Annotated in this window: 20 protein-coding genes and 1 pseudogene; 11 read left to right on the forward strand and 10 right to left on the reverse strand. The window is 64.2% G+C overall.

Annotated elements, in window-relative coordinates:
* Nucleotides 1-140 precede the first annotated feature (140 nt).
* Nucleotides 141-590, forward strand: coding sequence for an iron-sulfur cluster assembly scaffold protein (locus FIU28_RS17610; RefSeq protein WP_143574494.1), 450 nt, complete (start codon nt 141-143; stop codon nt 588-590).
* 4 nt (nt 591-594) lie between these two features.
* Here the strand turns inward: FIU28_RS17610 and FIU28_RS17615 are convergent.
* Nucleotides 595-1518, reverse strand: a pseudogene (locus FIU28_RS17615) (hypothetical protein).
* Nucleotides 1519-1745: 227 nt separating this feature from the next.
* Here FIU28_RS17615 and yidD point away from each other — a divergent pair.
* On the forward strand, nt 1746-2084 hold the full coding sequence (gene yidD, locus FIU28_RS17620) for a membrane protein insertion efficiency factor YidD (protein ID WP_143574495.1): 339 nt from the start codon (nt 1746-1748) through the stop codon (nt 2082-2084).
* Here the strand turns inward: yidD and FIU28_RS17625 are convergent, their stop codons facing one another.
* The gene (locus FIU28_RS17625) at nt 2085-3212 is read right to left on the reverse strand and encodes an MFS transporter (RefSeq protein WP_143576254.1); all 1128 of its coding nucleotides are present in this window, start codon (nt 3210-3212) and stop codon (nt 2085-2087) included. It lies immediately after the preceding gene.
* A gap of 174 nt (nt 3213-3386) precedes the next feature.
* Here FIU28_RS17625 and thrS point away from each other — a divergent pair, with 174 nt between their 5' ends.
* The 3 genes from thrS to FIU28_RS17640 all read left to right on the forward strand — a co-directional run bounded on the left by thrS (nt 3387) and on the right by FIU28_RS17640 (nt 6314).
* Entirely contained in the window at nt 3387-5429 is a 2043-nt protein-coding gene (thrS, locus tag FIU28_RS17630) for a threonine--tRNA ligase (RefSeq protein WP_143574496.1), read from the forward strand.
* On the forward strand, nt 5426-5623 hold the full coding sequence (locus FIU28_RS17635) for a hypothetical protein (RefSeq protein WP_143574497.1): 198 nt from the start codon (nt 5426-5428) through the stop codon (nt 5621-5623). The genes thrS and FIU28_RS17635 overlap by 4 nt, the downstream gene beginning before the upstream one ends.
* Nucleotides 5624-5750: 127 nt before the next feature.
* On the forward strand, nt 5751-6314 hold the full coding sequence (locus tag FIU28_RS17640) for a nitroreductase family protein (RefSeq protein WP_143574498.1): 564 nt from the start codon (nt 5751-5753) through the stop codon (nt 6312-6314).
* Nucleotides 6315-6447: 133 nt separating this feature from the next.
* On the opposite strand, the gene FIU28_RS17645 is transcribed toward FIU28_RS17640, so the two are convergent.
* Nucleotides 6448-8922, reverse strand: coding sequence for a putative bifunctional diguanylate cyclase/phosphodiesterase (locus FIU28_RS17645; protein ID WP_143574499.1), 2475 nt, complete (start codon nt 8920-8922; stop codon nt 6448-6450).
* 197 nt (nt 8923-9119) lie between these two features.
* Complete coding sequence (locus FIU28_RS17650; RefSeq protein ID WP_143574500.1) at nt 9120-10181, reverse strand: hypothetical protein; 1062 nt, start codon at nt 10179-10181, stop codon at nt 9120-9122.
* 240 nt (nt 10182-10421) lie between these two features.
* Here FIU28_RS17650 and FIU28_RS17655 point away from each other — a divergent pair, with 240 nt between their 5' ends.
* Nucleotides 10422-11480 carry a patatin-like phospholipase family protein gene (locus FIU28_RS17655; RefSeq protein WP_246660724.1) on the forward strand — a complete coding sequence of 353 codons (1059 nt, stop codon included), beginning with the start codon at nt 10422-10424 and terminating at the stop codon, nt 11478-11480.
* 169 nt (nt 11481-11649) lie between these two features.
* Here FIU28_RS17655 and FIU28_RS17660 read toward each other — a convergent pair whose 3' ends face one another.
* From FIU28_RS17660 to FIU28_RS17670, 3 genes are all read right to left on the reverse strand, one after another.
* Entirely contained in the window at nt 11650-12078 is a 429-nt protein-coding gene (locus tag FIU28_RS17660) for a CBS domain-containing protein (RefSeq protein ID WP_143574501.1), read from the reverse strand.
* A 178-nt stretch (nt 12079-12256) separates the two neighbouring features.
* The gene (locus FIU28_RS17665; protein WP_143574502.1) at nt 12257-13027 is read right to left on the reverse strand and encodes a rhomboid family intramembrane serine protease; all 771 of its coding nucleotides are present in this window, start codon (nt 13025-13027) and stop codon (nt 12257-12259) included.
* A 139-nt stretch (nt 13028-13166) separates the two neighbouring features.
* The gene (locus FIU28_RS17670) at nt 13167-14807 is read right to left on the reverse strand and encodes a hypothetical protein (protein ID WP_143574503.1); all 1641 of its coding nucleotides are present in this window, start codon (nt 14805-14807) and stop codon (nt 13167-13169) included.
* 565 nt (nt 14808-15372) lie between these two features.
* On the opposite strand from FIU28_RS17670, the gene FIU28_RS17675 reads away from it, so the two are divergent.
* From FIU28_RS17675 to FIU28_RS17685, 3 genes are all read left to right on the forward strand, one after another.
* On the forward strand, nt 15373-15930 hold the full coding sequence (locus FIU28_RS17675) for a PAS domain-containing protein (protein WP_143574504.1): 558 nt from the start codon (nt 15373-15375) through the stop codon (nt 15928-15930).
* A 128-nt stretch (nt 15931-16058) separates the two neighbouring features.
* Nucleotides 16059-16673: a PilZ domain-containing protein gene (locus tag FIU28_RS17680; protein ID WP_143574505.1), complete on the forward strand. Its 615-nt coding sequence runs from the start codon at nt 16059-16061 to the stop codon at nt 16671-16673.
* 360 nt (nt 16674-17033) lie between these two features.
* Complete coding sequence (locus FIU28_RS17685) at nt 17034-17618, forward strand: transglutaminase-like cysteine peptidase (RefSeq protein WP_441351237.1); 585 nt, start codon at nt 17034-17036, stop codon at nt 17616-17618.
* Nucleotides 17619-17769: 151 nt separating this feature from the next.
* Here the strand turns inward: FIU28_RS17685 and FIU28_RS26530 are convergent, their stop codons facing one another.
* The 3 genes from FIU28_RS26530 to FIU28_RS17695 all read right to left on the reverse strand — a co-directional run bounded on the left by FIU28_RS26530 (nt 17770) and on the right by FIU28_RS17695 (nt 18831).
* Nucleotides 17770-17946 (reverse strand): hypothetical protein, encoded by a 177-nt coding sequence (locus FIU28_RS26530; RefSeq protein ID WP_168202815.1) that lies wholly within the window; start codon nt 17944-17946, stop codon nt 17770-17772.
* A 101-nt stretch (nt 17947-18047) separates the two neighbouring features.
* Entirely contained in the window at nt 18048-18398 is a 351-nt protein-coding gene (locus FIU28_RS17690) for a hypothetical protein (RefSeq protein ID WP_143574507.1), read from the reverse strand.
* A gap of 133 nt (nt 18399-18531) precedes the next feature.
* The gene (locus FIU28_RS17695) at nt 18532-18831 is read right to left on the reverse strand and encodes a hypothetical protein (RefSeq protein ID WP_210245408.1); all 300 of its coding nucleotides are present in this window, start codon (nt 18829-18831) and stop codon (nt 18532-18534) included.
* 111 nt (nt 18832-18942) lie between these two features.
* On the opposite strand from FIU28_RS17695, the gene FIU28_RS17700 reads away from it, so the two are divergent.
* Both FIU28_RS17700 and FIU28_RS26535 read left to right on the forward strand, forming a co-directional pair.
* Nucleotides 18943-19224 (forward strand): hypothetical protein, encoded by a 282-nt coding sequence (locus FIU28_RS17700; RefSeq protein ID WP_143574508.1) that lies wholly within the window; start codon nt 18943-18945, stop codon nt 19222-19224.
* Between the two features lie 56 nt (nt 19225-19280).
* Nucleotides 19281-19451, forward strand: coding sequence for a hypothetical protein (locus FIU28_RS26535; RefSeq protein ID WP_168202965.1), 171 nt, complete (start codon nt 19281-19283; stop codon nt 19449-19451).
* The last annotated feature ends 42 nt before the right edge of the window (nt 19452-19493 follow it).

The raw sequence follows: 19493 nt of genomic DNA on the forward strand, positions 1-19493 counted from the left end.
CCGAATTGAATTCTCAATTTCCGGCGATCCGGAGCACGGCAGGCATTTTCTTGCGCCGCTACCATCCTATATAGGGATGGGTTCCCGGCTGCCAAGGTACGGGCGAGGGAACCCGCGGTTTCACGGTCAAGGCGCCCTTTATGCTGAATGACATCTATAACAAGCGCATCATCGCCCTCGCCGGCAATATCCCCCGATTGGGTCGCCTGCCAGCGCCCGACGCGACAGCCACCGCGCATTCGAAATTGTGCGGCTCGACGGTGAAGATCGACCTCACGATGGACGGTCCCGTCGTGACCGATTTCGCGCATGACGTGAAGGCCTGCGCGCTCGGTCAGGCATCATCCGCGATCATGGCCAGCCATGTGGTCGGCTCGACCGCGGAAGAACTGCGCGCGTTGCGCGAGACGGTGCGAAAAATGCTGAAGGAAAACGGCGCGCCGCCGGACGGCAAATGGGCGGATATCGCGCTGCTCGAGCCGGTGCGCGACTACAAGGCCCGCCACGCCTCGACGCTGCTGACCTTCGATGCTGTGGTCGACGCGATCGGCCAGATCGAAGCCAAGGCCGCCAGCAACGCGCCGGCCTGAATCCTTACCTCGCCGGCGTGACCGCCGCGCCTCCGGTCGGTACCGTCGCCTCAGCGGTCTTGGTCGGCCTGGACGTTACGGGCTCGATCGACGCCACCGGCGTCTTCGAGTCGTCGATGGCGCTGACGAAGCGGTCCTGTACCACCTTCGGCGTCAGCGAGGCCATCGGCACGTCGGGCTTGCCGGGCGGCAGCACCGCCGCCACGTCATGCGTGGTGACCAGGTTGGTCGTCAGCAATTCATCCGGCGTCAATTCATGCAGCTATTCCCACGGCGGCACGTTCAGCGACAGCGACAGCAAATCGCCGGTGCCGCCCATGTCGAAGGTGTACTTCGCCAGCCGCCCGATATCGCGCTCGACGATCATCAGGTCCTGCGCCGTATAGGTCGCCGCGCGCGGATCGTCGGCGCGGTCGCCCATCCAGATCTGGTGGACACGGACATGCGCCTGGTCGGGCACGAAACGCGTCTTGCCGGCGAGCAGCAGGAACACGCACATCGACTCGCAATAGGCCTGCGGCACCACCGCCGGCTTGAGGCCGGACAGCGTCTGCAGTTCGACCGTAGTGCCGACCGTGGTCAGCAGGCCCATCCTGCGCCAGCGCCGGCCCATCCGGATCGCGTCATTGACGGAGCCGCCGCTGGAATCCAGCACCACGGTGGCGCCGGCCAGTTCGCGTCCGCGGGCGAATTCCTCGAAATCCTTGACGGTGTCACCGGTGATGATTCCGACCGCGCCGATCCAGCCGCGGCAGTCCGGCTCACAGGCAATCCAGGTGAAGCGCATCGGCAGCTTGCGTTCTTCCATGACGGCGCCGGCATAAGCGGGAGCGCCGACCACGGCCAGCAGGCCGGGAAGAGCGAGGCAAAAGGCGGCGGCACGAAACAGTGCCAGACGGCCCGAGCGAAGCGACGTCACGTGTCTCACATCGGTTCCTTCCCTGCGCTCTACCGAGCAGTGGTACGGGCCCCAAACAACGTTTACGATTCTGTCACATCATTGTTATGCAAAAACGTAACCGGTCCCTTACCGGCGTCCAGTTCAATTGCCGCATCGCGATCGGATTGCTGGCAAGTGTGTCCCGTTTGCATAGCCCGCTCGAGCGCGTGCCGATGCACCGTGCAAAACGCGTCCAATCTGATAGCAATGCGCCTATGAAACATTCAGCGGATTGCGCGCATTGCGCGGGTACTTTGATGCGCCTGCCGCGCAACGCCGGTCGCGGCGCGATCTGGATCTATCGCCACACGCTATCGCCGCTGGTCGGCTACCATTGCCGGCATCTGCCGACCTGCTCGGTCTATGGCGATGAGGCGATCGGGCGGTTCGGGCTGTGGGCCGGCGGCTGGATGACGCTGGCGCGGCTGCTGCGCTGTAATCCGTGGGGCACCCACGGCATCGACAACGTGCCGGCGCAAGCGCCAGCCACGGCGCGGTGGTATCTGCCGTGGCGCTATGCGCGCTGGCGCGGCGTGCATGATGTGCGCGAGTGACTAGGATTGCGCCGTCGCCACCACGCGACGACTGACGATCACGGCGATCAGCGCCGTCGTCATGAACCCCATCGCGACAAAACCGGCGGCACGAAACTGTCCCCCGGCAAACAGCATCCCGCCGATCGCCGAGCCGATCGCCTGCCCGACATAGAGCACCGACGTGTTGAGCGACACCGACGCGCTGGCAGCGGCCGGCGCGGCGCCAACCAGGCGCACCTGCTGCATCGAATTGGTGGCGCCAAAACCCATGCCCCAGATCGCGACGCCGACCGCCATCACGGCAAGCGAGCCCGCGCCGAACGACCATACCGTCATGCCGGACAGCACCAGCGCCGTCGCCAGCAGCGAGGAGTTGAACGCCCCCCAGCCATCGACGATGCGTGTCGCGGTCAGGATGCCGACGAGGCCGCTGAGGCCGTAGATCGCGAACACCGCGCTGGCCGCGTCGGGCCCTGCCCCGGTCAATTGTCCGAGCAGCGGCGCGAGAAAGGTGAAGATCACGAATTGTCCTGAAATCTGCAGCGTGGTGATCAGCAGCAGCAACACGACGAGGCGGTTGCGCGCCAGTTCGGTCCAGGTCGCAAGATCGACCGGCGTGCCGTAAAGCCCGCGCGGCAGCCGCCAGGCCAGCAGCAGCAGACTGAGAACGCTCAGCGCGCCGATGCCGGCATAGACCTCGCGCCAGCCATAGCGGCTGGCGATGAAGGTCACCAGCGGCAGGCCGATGGCGGCAGCCAGCGTCCAGCCGAGAAACACATAGGCGATGCTGCCGCCGCGTTTCCCGGGCGGCACGATCAGCGCCACCGTGCCGGCGGCCTGCGGCGTGTACAGCGCCGCCACCGCGGCCATCAAAAGCCGGATCACGAGCAGCACGGCATAATTCGGCGCGAAGGCGGAGGCGAAATCCGCCGCCGCAATCACCGCCACCGCGCCCATCAACAAATGCCGCCGCTCGATCCGGCTGGTCAGCCACGCGGTCACCGGCGAACCCACGCACAGCACGATCGCGCCGAAGGTAATCAGCAGCCCGGCCTCGCGAATGGTGACGCCGAGCCCGTCGGACAATTCGTGCAACATCGCCGTCGGCGCCAGCAAAGCGATGCCGGTGACGAAATTGCCGATCATGAGGGCGGTGGGGGCGTAGGGGCGAGGCGCGGGCAAGATGTGCTAGTCTAAGGATGCAGCCGCATCCAAGTCAAATCAGGCGCTCCAACCCCTGTTGCAACGCCACATTCGGCTGCTATACCGCGCTTCTGCTTACCTGCGCCCGTGTGCAGGAGTGAGCCACAGGAGATGAAAATGCCCGACAGCAACCCGCCCGGATTCGTATTCGGCCTCGCCAACCTCACCCCGCCGGCGCCGCCCGCCGCCCAGATCACCGTCACCTTCCCGGATGGCGCCGCGCGCGAATTCGCCGCCGGCATCACCGGCTTCGAGATCGCCAAGGGGATCTCGCCCTCGCTCGCCAAACGCACCGTCGCGATGGCGCTGGACGGCGTGGTGACCGACCTTTCCGACCCGATCGAGCGCGACGCCAAGATCGAATTCGTCAACCGCGACGACCCGCGCGCGCTGGAGCTGATCCGGCATGACGCAGCCCATGTGCTGGCGGAAGCCGTGCAGGCGCTGTGGCCGGGCACCCAGGTCACCATCGGCCCGGTGATCGAGAACGGCTTCTATTACGACTTCTTCCGCAACGACCCGTTCACGCCGGAAGACTTTGCCGCGATCGAGAAGAAGATGCGCGAGATCATCCAGCGCGACAAACCCTTCACCAAGGAAATCTGGTCGCGCGACGACATCAAGCAGGTGTTCTCGGACAACGGCGAGATGTTCAAGGTCGAGCTGGTCGACATGATCCCGGCCGACCAGACCATCAAGGTCTACAAGCAGGGCGACTGGTTCGACCTCTGCCGCGGCCCGCACATGACCTCGGTCGGCAAGGTCGGCACCGCCTTCAAACTGATGAAGGTGGCCGGCGCCTATTGGCGCGGCGACAGCAACAACCCGATGCTGACGCGAATCTACGGCACGGCGTTCGCGAAGCAGGAAGATCTCGACGCCTATTTGCACCAGATCGAGGAGGCCGAGAAGCGCGACCACCGCAAGCTCGGCCGCGAGCTCGACCTGTTCCACTTCCAGGAGGAAGGCCCCGGTGTCGTGTTCTGGCACGCCAAGGGCTGGACCATCTTCCAGGCGCTGGTCGCCTATATGCGCCGCCGGCTCGGCAGCGACTATCAGGAAGTCAACGCGCCGCAAATTCTCGACAAGTCGCTGTGGGAGACCTCCGGCCACTGGGAGTGGTACCGCGAAAATATGTTCGCGGCGCAGTCCGCCGGCGACGAGGCGGAAGACAAGCGCTGGTTCGCACTGAAGCCGATGAACTGCCCGGGCCACGTGCAGATCTTCAAGCACGGCCTGAAGAGCTACCGCGACCTGCCGCTGCGCATCGCCGAATTCGGCGTGGTGCATCGCTACGAGCCGTCGGGCGCCATGCACGGGCTGATGCGCGTGCGCGGCTTCACGCAGGACGACGCGCATGTGTTCTGCACCGAGCAGCAGCTCGCTGACGAATGCATGAAGATCAACGAGCTCATTCTGTCGACCTATGCCGATTTCGGCTTCGACGGCGACCTCACGGTCAAGCTCTCGACGCGACCGGAAAAGCGCGTCGGCACCGAGGAGATGTGGGACCACGCCGAGCGCGTGATGGCCACCGTGCTGTCGGAGATCGCGGCGCAGGGCGGCAACCGCATCAAGACCGAAATCTCGCCCGGCGAAGGCGCGTTCTACGGGCCGAAGTTCGAGTATGTGCTGCGCGACGCGATCGGCCGCGACTGGCAGTGCGGCACCACGCAGGTCGATTTCAACCTGCCGGAACGCTTTGGCGCGTTCTACATCGATGCCGACGGTTCGAAAAAGGCGCCGGTGATGGTGCATCGCGCGATCTGCGGCTCGATGGAGCGCTACATCGGCATCCTGATCGAGCATTTTGCCGGCAACTTCCCGCTGTGGCTGGCCCCGACCCAGATCGTGGTCACCACGATCACCTCGGAAGGCGACGACTACGCGACGACCGTCGCCGCCGCCGCGCGAAAAGCCGGGCTGCGCGTCGAGATCGACCTGCGCAACGAGAAGATCAACTACAAGGTCCGCGAGCACTCGCTGATGAAGATCCCGGTGATGCTGGTGGTCGGCAAGAAGGAAGCCGAAACCGGCCAGGTCTCGATCCGCCGCTTCGGCAGCGAAAAGCAGACCGTGATGTCGCTGACCGACGCGCTGGCCTCACTGGTCGAGGAAGCCACGCCGCCGGACGTCAAGCGGGCGAGGGACGCGGCATGACCGACGAACAGGAAATCCCCGCCTACCCGATCCTGGCCTATCAGTTGATCCCGGATCCCAACCGCCCGCATGTCGTGGCGCTGGCGTTCGAGACCGACCAGGGCCACAGCCTGTTTCTGGCGACGCGCGAGATCCTGGAGGATCTCGCGAAGGATCTGCTCGACCGCGCCGGCAAGATGCCGGCCAGGGGCTAAGCGATTGAACGGCCGGGCGATCACGCGATCGCGCGGTCACATTCGATCTAAATGATCGCGGCCCGCCTCAACGCGGGCCGTTTCGCGTGGTAGCGGTATCGGCAGTCCCATTGCCGAAGAGATCGCCGTGCCCGACATCATCGACTTCCTGAAGACCCGCCGTTCCGTCAAGCCGCGCGAGATGAGCGGCCCCGGCCCCTCCCCCGCCGAAATCGACACCATCCTGACGATCGGCGCGCGGGTGCCGGATCACGGCAAGCTGGCGCCGTGGCGCTTCATCGTATTCGAGGGCGATGCGCGTGCGCGCGCCGGCGACGTCATCGCCGCAGCGCTGTCGCGCAGTAAACCGGAGGCCTCGGCCGCCGATCTCGACGGCGCCAGGAACAGCCTGATGGAAGCGCCGCTGGTGATCGCGGTGGTCTCCAGCATCAAGCCGCATCCAAAGGTGCCGCCGTGGGAGCAGGAGCTGTCGGCCGGCGCGAGCTGCATGAACCTCGTCACCGCCGCCACCGCGCTCGGCTTCGGGGCCAACTGGCTGACCGGCTGGTATTCCTACGACCGTGCCATGCTCGATGGCCTCGGCCTTGGTGCCCACGAAAAGATTGCCGGCTTCATCCACATCGGCAAGCCGACCAAGCCGAACGAAGACCGGCCTCGGCCGGAGCTGGCGAAGTTGGTCACCAGATTCTAGCTGTCATTCCGGGGCGGGAGGAGCGCGAGCTGCGACCGAACCCGGAATCCTGAAATGTTCATCGCAAAACACATCGAGGTTCCGGGTTCGCTCGCGCTGCCGCGCTCGCGCCCCGGAACGACAATGTCGGGCGCTACGCCGCTTCCGACGCCCGCGCGCCGAACCGGCGCAACAACTCTTCCACCTCGGACGCCGGCTTCGCGGCGCTGAACAGGAAGCCCTGCACCTCGGTGCAGCCCTCGGCGCGCAGCCAGTCGAGCTGGTCGACGGTCTCGACGCCTTCGGCGGTCGTGGTGATGTTGAGGCTGCGGCCGAGCCCGGAAATCGCTCGCACGATGGCGATGCAATCGGAGCGACCGACCAGATCCTTGATGAAGGAGCGATCGATCTTGATCTTGTCGAACGGAAAACTCCGGAGATAGCTGAGCGACGAATAGCCGGTGCCGAAATCGTCCATCGAGATGCGGACGCCGAGCGCGCGCAACTGGTGAAGCACCGCTAGATTGGCTTCGGTTTCGGCGAGGAACAGCGACTCGGTAATCTCCAGTTCCAGCCGAAGCGGCGACAGGCCGGAATAGGCCAGCGCCGCGATCACCACCTGCACCAGATTGCGGTTGCGGAATTGCACCGGTGAGAGATTCACGGCGATCTTGATATCGTCCGGCCATTTCGCGGCCTCGACGCAGGCCTTGCGCAGCACCCATTCGCCGAGCGTGACGATCAGGCCGATGTCCTCGGCGACCGGGATGAAGTCCGCCGGCGAGATCATGCCCTTGTCCGGGTGCTTCCAGCGCAACAGCGCCTCGAAGCCGGTGATGCGGTCCGCGGCGAGATCGACCAAAGGCTGGTAGTGTAACTCGAACTCGCCATTGGCAAAGGCGCGCCGCAGGTCGATCTCCATGTCACGGCGCTTCTGCGCCTGGAGATCCATCTCGCGCTCGAAGAAATGATGCACGCCGCCGCCGTCGTTCTTGGCGCGGTACAGCGCCATGTCGGCGTTGCGCATCAGCTCTTCGCTGTTGTCGCCGTCGCCGGGCGACAGCGCGATGCCGACGCTGGCGCCAATCACGATCTCGATGCCGTCCATGTCATAGGGTTCGCTCAGCGTATGGATCAGCCGGAGCGCGAAATCATTGGCGTCGTTGGGCGCAATCTCGCCGGCCAGCACGATCGCAAATTCGTCGCCGCCGAGCCGCGCCACCAGATCGCTGCCGCGGACATTGGCGCGCATCCGCGCGGCCACCATGGTCAGCAGCCGGTCGCCCATCGGGTGACCGAAGGAATCGTTGACGTTCTTGAACAGATCGAGGTCGATGCACAGCACCGCGATGCCGCCTTCGGCATCCGAGCGCGCCTGCTGCAGCGCCTGGTTCAGCCGCTCCTGATACATCACGCGGTTGGCGAGGCCCGTCAGGCCGTCGTGATGCGCCATGTGCGCGACGCGGGCCTCCGCCTTGCGACGCTCGGTGATGTCCACCACGGCGACGAGAAAGCCGTCGCGGCCCTCGAACGACACCCGGCGGCCGTAGGTCAGAACCTGGATCTCGCTGCCATTCGCCCTGATGTGCCGCCAGTTGCGCTCAGACTGATAGGCATCGCCGATCTCCTGCAGCGACCTCGTATGCGCGTCCCATTCATCCTCCGGCCAGATCTGCCGGAGCTCCATGGTAAGAAAGGTGGCGCGATCATAGCCATAATGCGCAATTGCAGCGTCATTGACGCCAAGAAAGTGCAACGTCTCCGCATCGAACACCCACATCGGCATCGGGTTGGCATCGAACAGCAGCCGGAACGATTCCTCGCGGCGCTTGATGTCGGTGACGTCCGTGATCGTCAGCGATAACAGATCGCCGAACGCGGTAGCGCTGAGCCGCAGGTTGCGGTCGGCGCTGTCGATCTCGAACTGGTCGCTGGTCCCGCGCGAGATCATCGATAGCAGCCATTGCAGCACGTCCGGCAGGCACAGCGCGTGGCCGCCAGCACTCAACCTGCACCATTGCAGCCCGGTCGAGGGCGCCTTCAACAGTCTTGCCGCGCCATCGTTCAGGTGCACGATCTGGAAGTCGAAAGCCTGGCTCGCAGAGTTGCGGATCGCCGCCAGCGTCACGATGCCTTCATTGGTGGCCGAAAAGATCGCATCGACGAGATTGTAGCGCGGCCCGTGCTCATTGACGTAGACTCCGATCAGCGTACTGCCCCAGCGCGACGCGGTCGGCAGCGCGAGCATTTCGTAGGTCTGTACCAGTCCGTTACGGACGCAATGCACCGAGGAGATGCGCGGCCGACCGGTCTGTAGCGCGCAGCCTGCAGCCTCCGAAAGGGCCGTGGCGCAATCCGGCGAAAGCGTATCGAGCGGGATGTCCCAGCGCTCGTCGCCGAGCCAGTGCTGCACGTAACGGCCGCTCCGCGACACCCGCCATGACGCGCCGTCGCCCACCAGCAGTACGATGTGATCGGCCAGGCGCCCGAGGCTGCCGAGCATCACCTCTTCATAGCCCGGCAAATTCTGGCCAGGCCGAACTGCGGCGTGCCACTTGCGCTGCAGCACCGGAACGTCACCCTGCAACTTGCTATCCGGTTGCCCGGCGTATTGTCTGACCGCAGTCACGACGTTCCTTTCTGCATCCTTGTGGTGCAGACGGTATTCGGGTCATGCTGCTTAACGTGATGTAAACGATCCGCCGCCGTGACGCGCAATCCAGCATTATGAATTTTTAAAGTCGCGTGATGGTTAGGACGAATTCAGAACCATGACAGTAGCATGACATATCGACGGCTATTGATACTTGTTGTCGTTCTTCTGCGCTAGCGCGCGACGACTTCGATTTCGCCGTCGACGCCATTGACCACCTTGAACGGGCGCTCGAACACCTTGCCTTCGTTCTTGGCGATGGCCCGGTACTCGCCTTCGGAAAGCACGACGCGCGGGAAGGCGCCGATCGATTCCTTGATGACGTCGCCGGCCGGGGTGATCACCGACCACGCGGTGTTGGCCAGCGCCTCGCCGCCCTTGTCGCCGACCAGCTTCAGCGTGATCACGGCCGCACGGTGCGAGATGGTGACGTCGGTCAGCTTGCTGGCCTGGACGCGAATGTCGGAGCGCACCGTCGAATTGGCGTCGCCGTAGTTGGAGACGATGTAGTAGGTGCCTTCCTGCAGCAGCACGACGTCGCCGGCGGGCACGCTCGGCAGCAAGGGCGCGCGTTCGCCGGCCTCGAACTGGCTGCCCTTGTAGATACTGAACGAGATCTGGTTCTGCGGAATTTTAGAGGAGCCAACGCGGCCCTCGATGCGCAGGCCCCCGGCGGGCAGCACGAAGGATTCGCGATCGGTGTCGGTCTTGATCGTCACCGGGCGCACTGCGCTGACCAGCCCCATCGCGACATGCACCACGTAGCTGCCGGGCGGCAGCACGATATTGGGGGTCGCGCCACGGTCTTCGCGGATCAGCTTGAAGGCGCCGGTTTCGTCCGGCCGGTCGGAATAGACCCGCCACACCAGCCCGTTGCCGATCACCGACATGTCCTTGCCGTAGCGAGCGGTCAGCGCCAGCACGCCCTGCGCGGGCGCAGCCGGGCTGACGGGGAGCGGCGACGGCACCGGCGGCGTCACGGCGGCGACCGGCGGCTGGGTCAAAGGCGCCGGCAGCAAAGGCGCGGAAGCCGGCCCCGAAGGTGGTGCCAAGCTGATGGCCGGGCCGGACTCGACGCCCGGGATCGAGCCCGGCGGCACCGGCGGCGGACGATCGCTGAAAAACTGGGCCAAGGCAGGACCGGCTGGAAAAGTCGACAGCAAGGCCAGCGCCAGCGCGCATGCCAAGCGTTGGCCCCTTCCGGCTCTTACCAAATCATCGCCCAGTGCCATCATCGCCCTGCTTTTCACCGAAAACGCGGCAAATTCAAGCCTGCACTTGGCACCCTACACAATGCCGCGAGATCCACCGGCAATGTACGCCGTCCGGCGGACGTGTCGCCACGGCGTCGTATTTACTGCCTAAGGCGATGTTCGGCGGCATAAATCATGAATGCGGTACCGTCTGGCGTCATTCGGCCGGGCCGAATAAATATGCGGCCGTCGACTGAATCAGGCCGGCTGAGGAGTGAGTTCGTGCTGGAGAATCTGATGGGGCGCAACGAAAACGGCGCGAATGGCCGTGACAAGCCGGGAATTGGCAGCCCAGGTCTCGGCAGACCAGGTCTCGGCAGCGTCCGCCGCCCCGTGATCGGGCTGGCGCTGGGTGGCGGGGCTGCGCGCGGCTTTGCCCATATCGGCGTGCTGCGCACCCTTTTGGCCCACGGCATCGTCCCCAACGTCGTGGTCGGCACCTCGATCGGCGCCGTGGTCGGTGGCGCCTACGCGGCGGGCCAGCTCGACACGCTGGAAGAATGGGCGCGCGGCCTGCAGCCGCGCAACATCCTCGGCTACCTCGACATCCGCCTCAACGGCTCCGGCCTGATCGGCGGCAACAAGCTGGCCGCCCAGCTCGAGGCCTCGCTCGGCGACACCGTGATTGAGGACCTGCCGCTGAAATTCGCCAGCGTGGCGACCGAAGTCCGCACCGGCCACGAGATCTGGCTGACGCATGGCCGGCTGGTCGACGCGATGCGCGCGTCTTACGCCCTGCCCGGCATCTTCTCGCCGATGCTGGTCGGCGACCGCTGGCTGGTGGACGGCGCGTTGGTCAATCCGGTGCCGGTATCGGCGGCGCGCGCGCTCGGCGCGGAAATCATGATTGCCGTCAACCTCAGCAACGACGTGTTCGGCCATAGTACGACGATCTTTTCGCACGGCGCCCACGCGCGTCCGATCGAACCGGAGATCGAGCCGGAGGAGCCGCCGAAGCGCGGCTTCAGCCGGCTGTTCTCCGCCGAGCGCACCATGAAACGCGAGTTCTTCGGCAGCCGCGGCCGGCCCGGCATTTCCTCGGTGATGGTCGATGCCTTCAACATCATGCAGGACCGCATCACCCGGGCGCGCCTTGCCGGCGATCCGCCGGACATGCTGATCGCGCCCCGCATCGGTCATATCGGCTGGTTCGACTTCCACCGTGCCGACGAATTGATCGCGCACGGCTCCCGCGCCGCCGAACGCGCGATCGATTCGATCCGCGAAGCGATCGGGGAAGTCGCCCCCCAGTCCACGCACGAGGCGCTGATCGAAACCTGAACGTCCGGGTTTTGCCGCGGCTACTCTCGATGGTCGCGGTCCGAAGGAGAAAGGCCAAGTATAGGATCGACGGACGCAAACGCCATTTCAGTCGGCTCATGCTGGGATGGAGGATCCAACCCTAGCGCAGACGCATGCGCCGTTCAATTCAAGCCGTCCCCACGTGCAATCAGGCCGTCGCGATATAGTCACGCAGCGCTTCCTGCTCATGCTCGAATTCGCGCAGCCGCCATTTGACGACGTCGCCGATCGAGATCAGCCCGACCATCTTGTCGCCGTCCATGACGGGCAGATGCCTGAACTTGCCGGAAGTCATCATCTCCATCAGCGCGCCCACGGTGTCGGTCGCCTTGCAACTGATGACCTTGCGCGTCATCACCGCCTGTACCGGTTCGTCCAGCGCAGAGGCGCCGCGCTCGCCGATCACGCGGACGATGTCGCGTTCCGACAGGATGCCGTCGAGGTGCTGCCCGGACATCACCAAGACCGCACCGATCTTGCGCTCCGACAGCAGCTTGATGGCCACCGACAATGTGTCGTCCGGCCCGACGTGGATAATCTGGTGGCCTTTGGAATCGAGGATTGCACGTACCGTCATCGTCGCCTCCTGAAGTCGAATTCGCCCTTGGGTGGGCGTCTCTTATTCTTGGGCACTCAAGATCCCGGGCAGTCAAAGAACAACGCCGCGGAAAAGCGTAACATCGCCCCGCCAAGGTCACCTGTCCCTTCGGCAATGTGGATCAATCCTGCCGACCCCGCAAGGCGGCGGCCTGCGCTCAGCGCAGGTCAGGCCTGTCTGGGGCCGCAACGCCGGCGCCAGGCCTTCTGCGCGGGATCGGGTCAAACAGCGAGAACAGCAGCAGCCCGGCAAAGAAGCCGCCGATATGCGCCTGCCAGGCGACGCTGGCGCCTTCGGCCCCGATCGCGATCGCGCCGACCCCGAAGATGATATTGACCGCGAACCAGACGCCCAGAAATCCCAGCACGCGCGGATCGCGCAGCGCGCGCAGCAGCGGCTGCGCCGGGACGCGCGCGGCCTCGTCGGCATCGCCGCGGTTGAACGACAGGAAGCTGCCGCGCACGAAGGCGAAGCGGATCGCGGCGGCCATCGCGCCGGACACCGAGGCCGAAGCGCCGATCATCGGCGCCAGCTCGTGCTCATGCGTGAGCAGATGCGCGGCCGCGCCGCCGACGGCCGTCACCGCCATGAAGACGAAGAACCGGACCGCGCCGAAGCGCCGCGCCAGCGCGCTGCCGAACGGCAGCAGCCACAGCACGTTGAAGCCGATATGGCTGAGATTGGCGTGCAGCAGCGAGTAGCTGACGAAGGTCCAGATCTTGGCGCCGGCGCCGCCCGGAAATGGCATCGCCAGCAGCGTCTGGTCGTAACGCTTGGGGATGAAACCGAACATTTCGATGACGAGGTCGTCGAGTTCCGGGGGCAGCAACAGCCGGCCGACATGGATCAGCGCCAGCAGCGCCACATAGGCGGTCAGCGCCCCCGGCAGGGTCAGGATGGGCTCACGCGGGGGGACGGTGGATTCCAACGGTCAAGGGCCTGGTCAGCGGGCTCATGCGAGCGATCGCCCAAATAGGCGGGTTTACGCCGGCGAAGCAAGCGCGCGATGGCCGCAGCGGGCCGGGACGGATCGCATGTCAGCAATGCCGGCTGTGGCGCACAAGCGTTCAATAGAAGCTCAGCGTCACCGTCTCGACCGTGAACGGGTTGCTGGCCTGCGACCCGGCACAGACCAATACGACCGTCATGTCCACCGCGCCCGGGCCTGGTGTCGGCACGTTGACGGTGGTGCTGGCGGGAATGTTGGCGCCCCACACGCTCATGCCCGTGGTCACCCAGGAGGGGATCGGCGCACCGGTATAGAAGGTCGCCTGCCAATTGCCCGTCTCGCCGAAAACAGCGACGATGTTTCCCGGCACACATTGGGTCAAAGCATCGATCAGCGTGCCGCTGCCATTCGGCCCGGGCGTGGCGACGAGGGAATAGACCGGAAATGCCATGATGGGGAATTGATAGGGGCTGTAGAAGACACTCGTCGTCCCCGTTGCCGCCGGATTGAAAGTGGCCCCGTATTGGTAGAGCCCGGTCAGCTTGACCTGCTGCTCATCATTGAATTCAAAATAATTGTAGCCCATCAGATAGGTGCTGCTGCTCGCTGTGCCGGCGCTGTTCTGGGCCAGATAGCTTTCAAGATCGGTCACCTGCCCCACCGCCGCAACCGCCTGATCCGCAGGCTCGGGAAAAGCGGTACGGTTGGGGGTGAACAACTCCATCAGCAGCAACGGAACCGTGCAATCCGCGCCAGGCCAAGGGGAAGCGCCGGAATCGTACAGCGCCAGCGTCGCGGCCAGGGTGTTGCCGAAAGGAGTTGCCGTCGAGACCTGGCTGATATTCGTGCTGTTATAGTAATACTGCTCCCAGGCGGGATCCGCAGCCTTGAGCCCGGTCACGGCCACGTCGAAACTGCTGTGGCCATCCATTTCCGTGGGCGTCTGCTGGTTGGCGGCCACGCCGGCGATGAGGCAGTTGAACCAGCTCCCGATGCCCAGGCCCTGGTCGCCATTGGAGAAGGTGGCGGTCGAAGGCACCACCGGCGTTGCACCATTCACCGCCGGGCTGCCGTCCGGACCGGGGCTGCCGCCGTTGATCTGCTGGTGCAAATTCACGATCCACCAGATGGTGCGGTACAAGAAGCTGGATGGCGTGGTCTGGCCGTTCAAACCCTGGCCAATATCGCCCTCATTTCCGACATCAATGGAATGAACGGCAGAATGTATCTTGCCGGTCGTCGGGTCCGTCACGCTGGCGACGAACTGGCTGAAATCCGTCTGAATGGCTGCAGGTGCATTCGCAAAATCGTAGTTCGACGGAAGCGGCGCCGGGGTAAAATTCCAGGCATTGGGATCATCCGATAGAAACCAGTCGGACACCGGTACAACGACCTTGAGGCCAAAGCCGGCAGCGGCATCGAGGAAGTTGATGTGGTCCAGTCCGACATTGGATGTTGCTGTCGTGCCCCGGGCCATATCCCAGTTATACAGGCGAACGAGGTTGAGCCCCGCATCAGCGATGATTTGCAGATCGTTGCGATAGTTGTTGCCGTTGTCGGTCGGGAGGCTGGTGTCGCCGCCTGGAGCGGCCATGAAATTGGCCGCCCATAGCGACTGAAAGGCATCGTTGGCGAAATCCGAATCGCCGGTCTGCGTCGCTCCGGCCCCCACCACCCATGCCGTCCAGGTCGGGCTGTAATCAACCCCGCGCCAGACAGGCCCGGCATACTTTGACTGGCTGGTGTCTGCCGTTGTCATGCGCGCTCCCCGGTTCGATCGCCGCACGTCAATCATGGATTTACAATCAGAGATTGTAAATAGTATTTCTAGCATCTTTTATTATAGTGATATCTGCGGCAGCGCACGAGCGGCCCGATGCATTGCGACGCTGAATCCGGATACGATACGCATCGCCGGTTCAGCGACCAAACGCCAAAAAGAAAAAGGGAGAGCGCTGAGACGCCCCCCCTTCACCTGGATCGATCTTTCCGCGGATGCCTGCCCGGGATCCGAATTGCCCCGTCCCAGGCATCGCGCGCGATGACCAAACCTGTTGTCAGCCACCCTGGTATCAACCGCGGCGCCTCATCAAGGTACCGCGCCGATGTGTAGTACGCGACCATACTACGCGAACACCAGCGCTACGCCACCATCATGCTTAAATAAACGTTAACATCTGCAATTAAAGTTAACGCCGTGGAAAACGCGGCTGCGGCATGGACGATGCAATGTCTGACCTGCACAAGATGTAGCGGGCACGAGGTGCCTGGATTCGGGACAGAAATGTCCCGCACGGACCATTTGCCGGTCAAGGCGAGCGTTGATGAAGCATCCATCCAGCAAAGAGTTCTTTGCCTATTGGGACGACAAGCGCGGCGACGCGCGCGCCCCGGAGCGCAGCGACATCGAGCCCGGTCCGGTGCGCGAACTGCTCGGCGATATTTTCGTGTTGTCTTACGACAAGCCGGCCGGTTTCCCGTTCCGCGTCGCCGGCACGCGGGTCTGCGCCCTGCTCGACCGCGACCTCAAGGGCCAGGCGTTCCCGATGCTGTTTGCGCCGGACAACCGTCGCGACATTGAAGAGATCGTCACCGTGGTGGCCGAGGAACTGCTGGCGGCCGTGGCCGGCGTCACCGCGGTGACCGACGACGGCCGCAAGGTGCAACTGGAACTGCTGCTACTGCCGTTCAACATGCGCGCCCACACCCCGACCAGCCTGACCGGCCTGCTGGCGCCGCTCGGCGAGGCCGGCGGCCGGCTCGGCTATTTCAGCCTGACCTCGTTCCGCTATCTCGCCCACCCGCCGCAACGCTTCGCACCGCGCGCGCTGCGCAAGCTGAAGGTCGCCCACGGACTGATGATCTATGAGGGGCTGCGTTGAGCGATCCGGTCTGGCGTCGCGCGCCGTCTTCACACCCATCGGCGATGAAACGACGTGATTGCTAACGCATCATTAACCCTGAGCCACGTAGAGTTGTGATACCCTCGACCCGCTGACCGGCACGGCATATGGCGCTCGCGCAACCACGATCGATTCTGCCCGCGGCAGAAGAAAAGCGACGTTTCCAGCGCGTGAAGGTCCACCTTCTCGGCCGCTACATGCTGCCGGACCGCCGCGAGTTTCCCTGCCAGGTGATCAATATGTCGCCTGGCGGCCTGGCCCTGCTCGGCCCCGGCATCGGCAATATCGGCGATCGCGTGATCGCCTATCTCGATCATATCGGCCGCGTCGAAGGCAAGGTGACCCGCATCATCGACAATGGCTTTGCGATGACCGTCGGCGCCACCCCGCGCAAGCGCGACAAGCTGGCGGCGCAGCTGACCTGGCTTGCCAACCGCGACATCCTCAACCTGCCGGAAGACCGCCGCCACGACCGTATCGTGCCGCGCAACCCGATCTGCGTCCTCACGCTCGAGGACAGCACCCAGATGACCTGCCGGATCATCGACCTGTCGCTGTCCGGCGCCGCCATCGCGGCGGAGAAGCGTCCGCCGCTGCACAGCCATGTGTTGCTCGGCCGGGTGCAGTCCCGCGTCGTCCGCCATCTCGAGGAAGGCTTCGCGATCGAGTTCATTCACGAGCAGCTCGCCGAGACACTGGAAGACAGCGTCAACGCCGGGTAAACGACCAAGCCTCCCTGACCCCAATCTGGTTGCGATTGAAAGGCGGTATCCCTGTCCCGGGATACCGCCTTCTTCATGTTTGACAACTGCCTTACCCGTTAACGCCGAGCCACGGTTGCGCCGCAAAGCCGCCATTTCCCGGCGCGGCGTGCTTAATGCGTAAAGTTTGAATCAAATCGGCAAGGTTAAATTCGGCTCCAGAAAGCCCGAACTATAGTTTCGAAAACGTAGCGTGTTTGAAGCGTATTCGTCTCAATTGTAGTTGGCCGATTTAGCGGCGCCGCAAAGCCTCTGTGCAAAACATGGTCCCAACAAGAAACGGGGGCCACAATGTTTGGTATCACGGGGCGAACTACAGGAATGGCGATTGCTGCTTTCCTGATCGGATTTTCAGTTACGGCGAATGCCGGCGACGCACGCTATGCAAGCCTGGGCGACACGACGCGCTCGCCGATCGGCTGGATCGAATTCTGCGCGGACAATCCCGCTGATTGCCGCGGGGCTGCTACCCAAGCGCGCGACATCGTTATCACGCAGACGGCGTGGAAGGATTTGCTGCGCGTCAACCGCTGGGTCAACGAGACCATCAAGCCGATGACCGATCAGGATCATTGGGGCGTGGTCGAGAAGTGGTCGCTGCCAGACGACGGCTACGGCGATTGCGAAGACTACGTGCTGTTGAAGCGCAAGATGCTGATCGATGCGGGCTGGCCGCGCGAGGCACTGCTGATCACCGTGGTACGCGACAAGAAGGGCGACGGACATGCGGTGCTGACGGTGAAGACCGACAAGGGCGAATACGTGCTCGACAACCAGAATGAGAACGTCGTGTCGTGGACCGAGACCGGCTACCGCTTCGTCAAGCGGCAGTCGCAGTCCAACCCGAACGTCTGGGTTTCGCTCGGAGACAACCGTCCTGCCGTCGCCACCGCCAGCGCCCGCTGATATCGAATTTTTCGAGATACGCGACCCGGTCACTTCCCCACCCCTCCCCGTCCCAGACCGGATCGCGTGCGGCCAGCCTTCCCCCAACGCTGGCCGCAACTTTTTTTGGGGGGGACGTCCGATAAGCGCGACGCGGGCTCGCGCTGCTGGGTCAGCGCTTCCGGCGGCCGTCCGGCAAATAGCCAAACCGCGCCAGCGCGCTGGCGGAGATGCGTTTGCCGAACCGGCGATCGAGTTCGAACAGCAGCCAGACCAGCGCCAGCGTAAGCGCCAATACAATGCCGCAGAACATCAGGGTCAGATGGGGTGCGTCGAGGTTCGCCAGCATCCGGCCATTCTAACACAAGCCGACAAGGCCCGACGCAAAACGGCGCCGGCAGAGGTATGCCGGAGCCGTTGCAAGATCACATCAGCGTGTCTGGAGAGCGATCACTCGCACACTTCGACCCGCCGCACGCGGTAGCCCGCCGGAGTCATGATCCGACGGCGCACGAGATAGCAGCCACCTTCGTCATCATAGCCGCCAATGGCATAGGGATAGCCGCCATATCCGTAGCGGCCGTAGCCGTAGCCGCCGTACAGGCCCGCGCCGGCAAGCCCCAGACCCAGCCCGATGCCGACGCCGCGACCGCCCCAGCCGCCGCCCCTGAATCCGCCACCGTGGAAACCTCCACCGTGAAAACCGTGGCCGCCATATCCACCGCGCGCGGAAGCCTCGGTCGGCGCCGCCAAGGCAAGAACCGCCGCGGCCATCATCCCAAACACCATCTTGCGCAACATCACCATTCTCCAACACATCCGCTACGGTAGATTTGTATCGGTTAGATAGGATCGTTGCGACGAATAGCTATGCGATCGGGCCGCGGGCCGCTCACATCCGCGCTACCGCGCTGCGCTCGACGGCCGTCGCCGTTCAACAGCCCTTGCAGATGCTTTTCACCTTGCGATCGACGGCACGGTCCTGGGCATCGACGTTGGCGTCGCCCGTGGCCGGCTTGCCGTCCACCGCAGGCGCCCCCCCGGGCCCCGCGCCGGTCGTCCGGCCCATGCCGCCGCTCGAATTCGCCGTGCCGGCGCTGTTGGTGCCCGCCGCACCACCCGTCGCGCCTCCCGATGCGCCACCGGCGCCCCCACCGGTCTGGGCAAAAGCCGCCATGGACGACAGTAGAACGGCAACAGCGGCGAAAATCATTGGCTTGGAGGCTTTGAACATCGGAATCTCCTTTGCACGCCAACCGCGTCATCGGGCGCAGGTTCCCGATCGGAACAAAATCTTGCCGAAGGGTTTGAACTCAGTGTGTAAAGCGTTGCGTGGAGTTTCCCGATGTCGTGGGACAAGCAGTTTCGAGAGCCGATCGAGGTGCCGGATGGCGCCGTGCTGGTCAGTCTGCGCGACGCAGGCGCCTACATCACGCGGCTGCCGGCAGCCGAGCATGAGGCGGAGGAATGGCAGACCGCGATGCACTGCCTGATCGAGGCGGCCGATCACGGGGGTCCGGTCAGTTTTGCCAGGCTCGGCGTGGCGCAGGCGCTGAACCGTCGTGTCGATAAGGTCTATGATAAGTCGAGAAAACAGCCGCATTGGCGACAGTCGCCCCGTATGTAAGACATCCGTTTGCGCGAAAGAATGATCCGACCACCCGAGTGACAGGAAGGCATCCCATGACCGATCCCGAACGAGACCCCACTGACGAAGGCGAGCGCGCCGCCCGCGACGGAATTCCGGCCGAGGCCAATCCATATCAGGATGGCAGCCAGGAACATGCATTATGGAGCGCCGGCCACGAACGCATAGCCGTCGCCATGGAAGCTCAGGAGTCGGAGGGCACGTAGCCCTCATGCTTCTTCATCATGCGGTCGCCACGCGGCAGCGCG

Origin of the sequence: Tardiphaga sp. vice154 (assembly GCF_007018645.1) — a bacterium.
Taxonomy (GTDB): domain Bacteria; phylum Pseudomonadota; class Alphaproteobacteria; order Rhizobiales; family Xanthobacteraceae; genus Tardiphaga.